The following is a 296-nucleotide window of genomic DNA, read 5'->3' as shown; positions in this document are numbered from 1 at the left end:
AGCACCCGCTCCAGCTCATCTGGCTCGTAGAAGTCCATGTGCGCGGTGAAGCCGAACCGGTCGCGCAGCGGCCCGGTCAGCGCACCGGACCTGGTGGTGGCACCGACCAGGGTGAACGGTGCGACGTCCAGCGGAATCGAGGTGGCGCCCGGGCCTTTTCCGACGACCACGTCGACCCGGAAGTCCTCCATCGCCAGGTAGAGCATTTCCTCGGCAGGCCGGGCGATGCGATGTATTTCGTCGATGAACAACACGTCGTGCTCGACCAGGTTGGACAGCATCGCCGCGAGGTCGCC

Annotated in this window: 1 protein-coding gene; it reads right to left on the bottom strand. The window is 65.9% G+C overall.

Annotation, left to right across the window (positions count from 1 at the left end; translation table 11 throughout):
- Positions 1–296, bottom strand: a 296-nt coding sequence (locus F0Q45_RS27145; RefSeq protein ID WP_149656715.1) for an AAA family ATPase, incomplete at both ends; no start/stop codon positions are given.

It is taken from the genome of Mycobacterium simiae, from assembly GCF_008370645.1.
Lineage (GTDB): Bacteria > Actinomycetota > Actinomycetes > Mycobacteriales > Mycobacteriaceae > Mycobacterium > Mycobacterium simiae_A.
This window is presented reverse-complemented; position numbering and strand designations above follow the sequence as displayed.